The sequence below is a fragment of the Roseivivax halodurans JCM 10272 genome (assembly GCF_000521785.1).
Lineage (GTDB): Bacteria > Pseudomonadota > Alphaproteobacteria > Rhodobacterales > Rhodobacteraceae > Roseivivax > Roseivivax halodurans.
Genome location: NZ_JALZ01000065.1, coordinates 1 through 9,310, shown reverse-complemented (window position 1 = coordinate 9,310; position 9,310 = coordinate 1). Strand labels below are relative to the sequence as shown.

Annotated in this window: 8 protein-coding genes; 7 read left to right on the top strand and 1 reads right to left on the bottom strand. The window is 60.0% G+C overall.

Annotated elements, in window-relative coordinates; all coding sequences use genetic code 11:
* The first annotated feature begins 248 nt into the window (after positions 1–248).
* The 7 genes from OCH239_RS22980 to OCH239_RS20445 all read left to right on the top strand — a co-directional run bounded on the left by OCH239_RS22980 (position 249) and on the right by OCH239_RS20445 (position 8,173).
* Positions 249–1,409 carry a hypothetical protein gene (locus OCH239_RS22980; protein ID WP_157578015.1) on the top strand — a complete coding sequence of 387 codons (1,161 nt, stop codon included), beginning with the start codon at positions 249–251 and terminating at the stop codon, positions 1,407–1,409.
* A gap of 227 nt (positions 1,410–1,636) precedes the next feature.
* A complete protein-coding gene (locus OCH239_RS22975) occupies positions 1,637–2,452 on the top strand; it encodes a hypothetical protein (protein WP_157578012.1) in 816 nt (271 codons plus the stop codon).
* A gap of 589 nt (positions 2,453–3,041) precedes the next feature.
* Positions 3,042–3,587, top strand: coding sequence for a hypothetical protein (locus OCH239_RS20465; protein WP_037267135.1), 546 nt, complete (start codon positions 3,042–3,044; stop codon positions 3,585–3,587).
* Positions 3,584–4,033, top strand: a complete 450-nt coding sequence (locus OCH239_RS20460; RefSeq protein ID WP_037267133.1) for a hypothetical protein — start codon at positions 3,584–3,586, stop codon at positions 4,031–4,033. Before OCH239_RS20465 ends, OCH239_RS20460 begins: the two co-directional genes overlap by 4 nt.
* A gap of 246 nt (positions 4,034–4,279) precedes the next feature.
* A complete protein-coding gene (locus OCH239_RS22970) occupies positions 4,280–4,744 on the top strand; it encodes a hypothetical protein (RefSeq protein WP_157578010.1) in 465 nt (154 codons plus the stop codon).
* Between the two features lie 937 nt (positions 4,745–5,681).
* The gene (locus OCH239_RS20450; RefSeq protein ID WP_037267131.1) at positions 5,682–6,092 is read left to right on the top strand and encodes a recombinase family protein; all 411 of its coding nucleotides are present in this window, start codon (positions 5,682–5,684) and stop codon (positions 6,090–6,092) included.
* Positions 6,089–8,173, top strand: a complete 2,085-nt coding sequence (locus OCH239_RS20445; protein WP_084782740.1) for a recombinase family protein — start codon at positions 6,089–6,091, stop codon at positions 8,171–8,173. Before OCH239_RS20450 ends, OCH239_RS20445 begins: the two co-directional genes overlap by 4 nt.
* 287 nt (positions 8,174–8,460) lie before the next feature.
* On the opposite strand, the gene OCH239_RS23205 is transcribed toward OCH239_RS20445, so the two are convergent.
* Positions 8,461–9,310, bottom strand: an 850-nt coding sequence (locus tag OCH239_RS23205; RefSeq protein WP_037267129.1) for a plasmid recombination protein, incomplete at its 5' end; no start/stop codon positions are given.

The window sequence follows — 9,310 nt, the reverse complement described above, 5'->3', positions numbered from 1 at the left end:
CGTCGCCTGGGCGAAGTCGCACCGAGCTGATGCGGGTAGAGCCCCTCGAACCGCAGCACCACGGGGTAGTCTGTCTTGATGTTTGAACCGTCCATCGGTGATCTCCTGAGCACAAGAGCTCAGGAGTTCGGTCGATCACGTCTGGAAGACTAATGCGCCCCGGAAGCATAGCTGCCCAGCATCCCAGCCATTGTCGAACGGATTGTTCTGTAATATTGAAGCTAAAAAATTGGGAGAGCATAAACTACATGGACTGGTTACGCGATGAACGCACAGGCTGCTTTTCAGTGCTCGCACGAGTCTCCATCAAAGATTATTTAGAGCTTGCTGGAGAAGCGCACGCGAGAAAAGGGATGATTGCGGGCCAACGTGAAGTGCTCCGAACCACCACAGCAAAAAGAATTCGGGAACGCATGGTCGCCGACATTACTCGCGGCGCCATACTTCCCGCGCCAGTGATTGGCATTACAGTCTCAAAAGAGACATTCAAAAAAATTAATCCCGACGAAAAAACAACAATTCGCGACCTTTTCACTAAACTATCCCCTAATGAAATTTCTATTATTGACGGAATGCAGCGAACTCAAGCCATAATTGATGCTTGCGAGCGGGATGATAATATATTCGAACGCGACATGCGAGTCGAGCTTTGGATTGCAGACTCCGTTCGACCTCTCATATACAGAATGCTCATACTTAATTCTGGACAAGTACCTTGGACGCTAAGTCGACAGCTTTCCATTGTCTTCGAACCCTTAATGCAAGAAATAAGAAGCAATGTTCCAGAAATAAGTCGAATTCTTACACCTGAAACCGGAGGCAGACGTGTAGCTCCAGCAGAATACCGGTCCGACGACCTTGTAGAGCTCTATACTGCGTTCTCACTACGAAAAACGTCAGTCGATACGAAAGAAGCGCTGTCAGATGAATTTTCTAAATTGGACTTCGTCGACAACTTGTCCAGCCAAGACTTTCAGGATCAATTCTACTCCGTCCTTAAGATGCTTGCCACAATTGACATAGCGTTCAGCAGATTTGATGGAGCTGGCGATGGTCGCTTCGAAAAAGGCCGGAACTTATTCGACGGCCAGCCCGCTCGCGTGGGCCTAATCGTTGCAGCCTCTCTTTATATCATCGGCCGCCCCGGTATGGAACGTTCCCAAGAGGAGAGGGCAAAACGAACTCAGAAAATCGTTGCCCGCACCGAACAGTTCACGTCAATGCTCAAAGAGTTAGGGCCCGAGAAACTCGGGGAGTTCTTATCGCTGCCTGTACTTAATGAGGTTCTCGACAAACGTGTTGGTCAGGTTGGACGATATGAAAGATCAGTCTTCTCTGAAGCTTTTGCTGTATTGATACAAGAGGGCTTCGATGTCCCGTCAATGGAGCCCTGCTGGCGTGCAGCTTGATGTCAAGAAACCGAATTGAGTCCAATTCTGCGATTTTTACTCGTATCGACGAACACTGCCGAAAGCAATCAGTTGTCTTGGAAACATCTGGCCAGAAGAGATGGCTCCAAACAAATAGCAAGGAAAAGCACTATCACGACCACCTAAAATTTACAACCCGCACGCAGTTAACGCGGGTCAGATCTGTAGCTCGCGCTCAGCTTGATAGCGAGGAGTATGTCATCACAGTGGGCTTCCCCAATGCGCCCGAAGGCGTTGACCTACAAGAAGTAGAAAACAACTCCGGCCTATTAACTGCTGTCCTAGCGGAACTATCACCTCCGGTCACAGCCACACCATATGAAGTAAAAGAATATGTAGACCTCCATGATAGCAGGACCGATGGCTACACAGGACATGGACGAGATCAAATTGAGAGGCTATTCCCAAGCATTCGAGTATTTAAATCTCGGCTAGCCATCGAAAATCCTTGGAATTACTTCTTTAGAATGTGCATTGGCGAACGCCTTGCCATGAGTGATATTTCAGATCCAGACTTACACGATCACCTCGAAATCCTCGCCGACCTTAATCCAGAACTCTTGCCCTACCCGGTAATATGCCGGTCAATTTTCGACACGGACCCTGGGAGCTTGTTCCTTGCTTTATATAGGTGCCTTGAGGTTCTCTATTCATACTCCAGTGCAACTGATCTTGCCCGGAGGCTTTCGATTGAGCACGACTGGCAGCACGTGGCTAAAGCCATGGAATTGTCTACTGGCTGGTATCCTCGAGAGGAAAGCAGCCTTGAGAAGCTTCTAAGGCATGCATCGCATGGCGACCTTGAGAATATTATATCCGCGATTTCGCCAGAAAAGCACTCCGAAGGAACTCTCTCGAAAAAGGCAGCCCGCGCTATATACGAACTAAGAAACAAATTAGTTCACTACAGGCCGGCTCAAGCTAGCGAGCAAAATGACATCGAGAATTGGACGAGGATCTATGTTTCTATGATCGGACTACTGCTTGACATTTACAATGACGTCTTTTCGAGGACAGAATAGAGTTCCGATTGAAGACAACTCTGCGTATCAACCTACTCACTAATCAGCTGGCACTCCGGCCCTTCGGGCCTGCGTTCCAGCTGTCGTTCGCCGGGGGCTGACGCCCCCGGACCCCGGCGCCGCTGACGCGCCGCTCGGGAGACGCTCCGCCCTCCCGAACCCGCCGGGGGCCTTCAGCCGGACCAGAGAGCGCGCCGCCCCTCTGGACACCCAGGGCAGGGTCGTCGTTCGCCACTCCCCCTGCACCCCCTGGCGTCTCCCGACGGGCTTGGGTCATCGTTCCGCACTCCCCCAAGACCCCCTGCTCCCGGAGGATGCCGCTCCGCGCTCGCCTCCGAACCTCCCCCGCTCCCGGAAAGAGCGTTCCCCACCTCTTCCCGAACCCATCTCCGCTCGTCCCCAGACGGGGTCAAAAGGGACACCCTCTCGACGCTCTCCCGACAGGACAGGGAACAACGCAGACCAAAAAGGCACGGCCAGCCCCTTCTGCCGTGCGCGCGCCTTGTGACGCGCACGACGGAAGGCCCCGGCCAATAGGAGAAAGGGGACAGATCACGCGCGTCGGACATCCACCATCAAGGAGCCGACAATGCTCGACACGACCACCACCACCCTCACGATGACGCCCGCTTGGCGGGACCACCTGTCTTACGGAGACATCGTCTCCTTCCGCTTTCCCCTCGCGGAAGAAGCCAGCACCGGACAGCCGAAGGCCCGGCCCTGCCTGGTCCTCGACGTGGAGACGCGAGACGACCAGCGCTACGCCCTTCTCGCCTACGGAACGACCTCGCGCCGGCGGTCCAACGTCGGCTACGAGATTCACGTCCGCCGCCGCGACGAATACCTCCCCGCCGGGCTGGATGAGCCGACCCGCTTCGTCGGAGCGCGCCGCCTGCTGGTGCCGCTGACCCACAGCGGCTTCGCCATATGCCGGGCGACGGGCTCTGCCGTTCTCGGCCGTCTCGACGGTGCTCCGTTCGAGGACATGAATGCGGTACGCGGCCGCATCCACGCCGAGGCCGACATTGCGGCCGACAGCCGGGCGCGGCGGCGAGGTGGGCTTCGTCGGCCGCGCGCCATGGAGCACCGAACTCCACGACCGACAGAACCCGCAAGGAAGGAGGTGAGCCAATGAGCGACGCCGTCTCCCGGACCCTGTTCGAGCAGCAGGTGGACCTCACCAGCATCCTCCTGCAAAGGATGCAGGGCATCGAAAGCCACCTGCTGACGCGTGTCCGGCCGCACCTTTCCGACAGCGCCGGAAACGTCGTCGACGATCTCATCGTCGCGCTGGACGTAGATGAGTGGATCGATCCGAACCTGCACTTCTATATCGATGCCGTCCTCGGCGAGATGCGCACCGCGATCGCCGCCGGAACGACCAATGAGCAGGTGCCCATTCCGCGCGACCAGCTGATCGGCTGCACGGTGGCCTTCGACACGCGCACGGCGCCGAGCCCGGCCGCCGAAGCGCTTCAAGCCGCACTGCCTCCCCTGGAGAGGCTCTATGACGCGGCTCGGGAGGCGCTTCGCTTCGCCGAAGCGATCCGACTGAGCTTTCAGCTCCTGCATCCGGATTGAAGTCGACGGCGTCCCACAACGGGGCGCCGCCCTTGAGGGCCCATATGGCCCCGCTGGCGGGACTGGATCACCCGTCAGCCGGCGCGCCGGCGACCAATGCTCCGTCGCTGCTACGACGATGCCGGCGCGCCATTCGTCTGTCCATCGCGAGTTTGTCATAGGGTCATAAGTTGCAAAATATGGGCTGACCAGGACTTACTTGTCGTATTACGCTAGCCAGCGCACAGAAGTGATGATGGGAGCGATATGAGAAAAATAGACCCACTGGGCGTTTTTAGCGACTTTTGCGACCAACTCGACGAACAGTCTATATTTTATGAGGAAACTTGGGAAGCTTTTCAAGCAGCAAGTAGGCGTAAAATTGCATCTGAAAACTATGCGCTCTCGATTGGCGTAATGTTCGAGGGATTTATAAACGACCTAATTTTCGCATATGCCAACAGGGATTGCTCAAGGGTAATGGAACACTTGACTAACAGCTTAGAAGACCACTTGAGGATAAGTAAAAAAGCCCACGCAACATTTGAGCATTTTGGCGAAATAAAGGAGCGTAGGCACCTGACTGTGCCGGAGTTACGAGGTATACTCGATCCCGACGGCCGGAACGACTCTTTCCGAGATTATAGAGAGATTGAACGTCGCGCCACACAATGGCTCTCCGAAGACACCGGCAGCGATTTATTCAGTTGGGCGCCCCGGATCGCGCTGTAGTGGATGTCGTAATCGCCGTTCGGAACAATCTCGCTCACCGAAGCAAAAGCTCCTTGGACCGGCTCAACGAGGTTCTATTGGCAGGTCCACTTCATAACACCGGCTTACAACGCCAAGTAAATCGGGTCCAACAAACAGGAAATTACCTAAAGTCAAGTGCTGGCGGGGAACTCACGCGCGCAGACGTTCTCGGTCAGCGCCTGAGAAACATTGCACAACAGCTTGCGGGTGCGGAAGAGTAAATAGAAAGAACTGACCGCTGGCGAAGTCAACTAAAGTTCTTTGCCATCGCGTGACTTCGCCTTGGGACAAACTTAAATCTTATCATACGCTTCGGATATCGAGAGCGGCGATTCACCGCAACCCAGTTAAAGCGAACCCGTAACGGAATTTGCCACAACTACGAGGGAGCAATCGACCCACAAAAACGCTATTGACCGCATCCACAGGCCGAAATGAAGAATGTGGATCTCAGGCGGAACACTCAACTTTCATTGTGGGTAATCGTGATGTCCCGTTGCTACCACAGAGGGCGAGCTGTGATTCGCCGAAATCCCACTCGCTTTTTGAGAGTGGCCATTGTCCTGCTGCTGCTCGTGCACGCTGCGCTGCTGCTGTGCTGAACGAGACGCGCCCGCGGGGATCTCCCGCGGGCGCTTTTCGGCCACCTGTGTGCGGGGACTCGGGTGGGCGTCCGCCGTGTCGGTTGTTCATTGCCCGAACAGGAAAGGACTCCGCCGATGCCGCTCGACAGACTGATCGACCTTCTCGCAGAAGCCGCAGTCCGCAAGCTCTCGCAGGAGCGGGAGGCAAAGGACGCAACGCCTGACGCGATGTTTCCACTCTACTCGGGATTGCGGCCATACGATGTCCTCGTTCTCCTGAGACACAAAATTCAACAGCGCCGTGCGCGCCACAGCCCGACCACGAGACGACCATGACCACTGACACCACCGCCCTTCTCTACCTGCGCGCGGCCCGTTCGAGCGATGCCGCCATCGCCGAGCAGCGTAGGCTCTGCACCGATCATGCCAAAGCGCGGGGCTGGCGCGTCCTCGATATCGTCGTCGATAACGGCGCCGGCGGGGCAACGGAGCCCAAGGGCCTGACCATTCTGCGGGAGCGTATCGCAAGCGGCGAGGCGCAGGCGGTAATCGCAACGGATCTGTCGCGCATCTCGCGCGATCCCGAGCGGCTTCGGGCCTTCGCCCGGTTCTGCCGTCAGCACGGGGCGGACTTGTGCTTCGCCGAGCACGGGGTCAATCTCGACGCCCTTATAAGAGAGGCCGACGGCGCCGAAGCGGCCGGTGACGACAGCCTCTACGCCGCCCGGGAGATCCGACAATGACCTCTTCCCTCGAAGCCCCCCGCCGGGTCGCGCTCTACGCCCGCTACTCGACCGACTTGCAGAACCCGATGTCGGTCGAGGACCAGTTCCGTCAGGCGGAGCGCTACGCCCGACAGCAGGGCTGGACGATCGTCGAGCGCTTCTCGGACAGCGCAGTCAGCGGCACGGCGGGTCGGACCCGGCCGGATTTCACGCGCCTGAAGGATGCGCTTCACCAAGGGACCTTCGACATCGTCCTCGCGGAGTCCCTCGACCGGATCTCCCGCGATCAGGAGCATCTGGCCGGCTTCTACAAGGCGGCGAAGACCGCGCGTGTCGAGGTCCATACGGTCGGGCGCGGCAAGGTGGATGCGCTCACGCTGGGGCTCTCGTCGATGATGAGCGCCATGTTCCTCGAGGAGCTTTCGGACAAGGTGCGCCGCGGCATCGAGGGCAAGGTGCTGAAGGGCCTGAGCGGCGGCGGCCGCATCTACGGATACCGCCCCGGCACCGACGAGCGCGGGGCCCCGGTGAAGGGCACCCTGGCCATCGACGAGATCGAAGCCGCGGTCGTTCGGAGCATCTTCCGCGACTACGCCGCCGGCGTCTCGCCCATCAAGATCGCCAGCCGCCTCAACGATGAGGGCATCCCCTCCCCGTCCGTGGGCTCGAAGCGCAAATCGTCGGGGCATTGGAAGCAGAACACGATCAACGGCAACGCCGCGCGCGGCACCGGCATCCTGAACAACGAGCTCTATGTCGGGCGCCGCATCTGGAACCGCCTGTCCTATACGAAGCATCACCAGACCGAGAAGAAGCGCTCGACGCTGAACCCCGAGAGCGAGTGGCATATCGTCGAGGTGCCGGAGCTCAGGATCGTCGATCAGGACCTCTGGGACGCCGTGAAGGCGCGTCAGGCGGCGCAGACGAAGCGACGGTCCAAGGTGCCCACCACGGACCGGAACCGGCTGTCCTCGGGCCAGACGCTCCGGCGCCGGAAGTATCTGCTGTCGGGGCTGCTCCACTGCGAACGCTGCAAGGGCCGGATGACCGTCGCCGGGTCCGGCAAATACAAGACCTACTACTGCGCCGACGCCAAGGAGAAGGGCTCGAGCGTCTGCACGGGCTTCCGGGGCCTCAGGGAGAGCGTCGCCCTGCCCTTGGTCCTGTCGGCCCTGCGGGCTGATCTAATGAAGCCGGAGGCCTACGCCCGGTTCCGCGACCGCGTGCATCACCAGCTGAAGGCAGAGCAAGGCACCGCGGAGGACACGCTGCGCCTTCACGACGCGCGGGTGCGGCAGTTGGCGGTGGAGCAACGCAATCTGGTCGCTTTGGCGAAGCAGGGGCTGGGCTCGGAGTCGCTCGTCGCCGAGCTCCAGAAGATCGATGCCGACCTCACGCGCCTCGCGGCCTCCCGCGACGAGATCGTCCCGCCGGACATCGAGCTGCCCGAGGGGCTGCCCGAGCTCTATCAGGAAATGGTCGGGAACCTGGCGGCAAGCCTGTCCGAGGAGAGCGTTGTCGGACGCGCGGCCGACGAGCTGCATGAGCTGATCGACCGGATCGACGTCGATTGGGACGAAGAGGCGAAGGCGCATCGCCTGACCATCGAGGGCAACTTGCTGGAGATGCTACGCAAATCGGCGCCGGAGGATCTCGGCGCCGTGCGTGGTTCTGCGATTTTCGCGGAAGTTGGTTGCGGGAGCCTGACGCCACCGAAATCTTTCAATTACTTCGGTCGGCCGGGGTGTAGCTTCGCCGTAGCCCGTGCCGCCATATGCGAGGATCCAAGATCCGGCGGCGCGTACGGCGTCATCTGGCGTCTGCCCGAGGAAGACCAAGGTTTGCAGGAAACATGCGGAAACGGGGCGCGGAAAACCCGCACCCCGTATCGCTCGTTCATCTGTTCGGCGTTGTCGCCCGCGCGTCACGCGTTCCCGGGAAAGCGCGGGTGCGTGGAGAGGAGCTTCTCTTCCGAGACGGAGGCGTATTCCGTCAGGTCGAGAAGGAACGTGCCGGCGGCAGCGTCGTCCACCTCGTCGAGCCAGGCTTCGAGCAGCTCGGCCATGACGGCGCGGCGCTTGCGCGCGCTGTCTTCCTGACGGGCTACTTCCATGGCGAGGTCGCGCTCGTGCTTTTCCTTGATGCGCCGGGCGCGTTCGCTCGACGGATCGTAGGCGACCTTCTTGCGCCGCTTTCGGCGGCGCGGCGGCGCCACCTCGGTCGGCTTCGATCCTTCGGGATCGGGGTTGATGTTGTCGTCGGCCATCGGGGTACTCCTTTGCTGGCGGTGGACGGTTGCGAGGCCTCATTGCCTCTACAAAGAAGAGGGGATCGATCGAACTGGCTCGGAAACGAGGTCGCCCGAAAATCTTCGATCGGGGTGAAATCAGTCCTCCCGCGGGCCATCCTTCGGAGCGCCAGGCGGTGTACGGGCTGGCGTCGGTCGATCCTGCGCAACGGTCTCGCGCGCGAAATCCAGCGTTGAGCGGTCGAGACCTTCTTGTGCGGCAGTTCGCAGCTGGGACAGACGCTCAGCCGCATCCCGGGGCAGCAATCGCTCTGCCTTGCCGAGCAGCCCAAGCGCTTTGCGCACACCATCGAGCGCCGCGGAGAACGCCTTCTCGAGACGGGCACGTTCGCGCACAGCGGCGTCCTTGCGCATGGCGCCGAACGCGCGCCGGAAGGCCGTTCGCGCGCGCTGCATCCGGCCGGGCGTCGTGGTCTGCGTGGCGGTATCGGCGTCGCACGCCGGCGTATCGATCTCTTCGGGATCGATACGTCCGTCGACGACCGCATCGACATAGGACAGCACCTCGTCAGCCTCGCGTTCACGCTCTTCCGCCGCAGCCGACTGGCGGGCCACCTGCTTGCGCTCGGATTGCAAGCCGGCCAGCTCCCCTGCCCGCTTCTGGTCCTGCTCTTCGCGCCACTTGCGGGTCCGCTTGTGCTGCACCTTGGGCTCCGGCGTCTCGCCCGCGAGCACGGCATTGCGCCATGCCTCCTTGCGGCGCTCCCCACGCACGAGGCCGATGCTCGAGAACCACTCGCCGACATTCGTCTGAGCGGCCTCGTAGTTGGCGATCATCGGATGCACCGATGGCTGGAGCATCCTGCGCTCGCTCAGCAGTTTGCCCTCGCGCATATGCCGGACCGTCGCACGCGGCATGATGACCGCGTGGACGTGATATGCGGCCTCGTCGAGGTCCGCCCTCGCGTGGATCACGTCGGCGCCGAAG

Coding starts and splice junctions, on each gene's coding strand:
- OCH239_RS20445 (WP_084782740.1), top strand. CDS start 6,089: ATGACCTCTTCCCTCGAAGCCCCCCGCCGGGTCGCGCTCTACGCCCGC.
- OCH239_RS22970 (WP_157578010.1), top strand. CDS start 4,280: ATGAGAAAAATAGACCCACTGGGCGTTTTTAGCGACTTTTGCGACCAA.
- OCH239_RS20450 (WP_037267131.1), top strand. CDS start 5,682: ATGACCACTGACACCACCGCCCTTCTCTACCTGCGCGCGGCCCGTTCG.
- OCH239_RS20460 (WP_037267133.1), top strand. CDS start 3,584: ATGAGCGACGCCGTCTCCCGGACCCTGTTCGAGCAGCAGGTGGACCTC.
- OCH239_RS20465 (WP_037267135.1), top strand. CDS start 3,042: ATGCTCGACACGACCACCACCACCCTCACGATGACGCCCGCTTGGCGG.
- OCH239_RS22980 (WP_157578015.1), top strand. CDS start 249: ATGGACTGGTTACGCGATGAACGCACAGGCTGCTTTTCAGTGCTCGCA.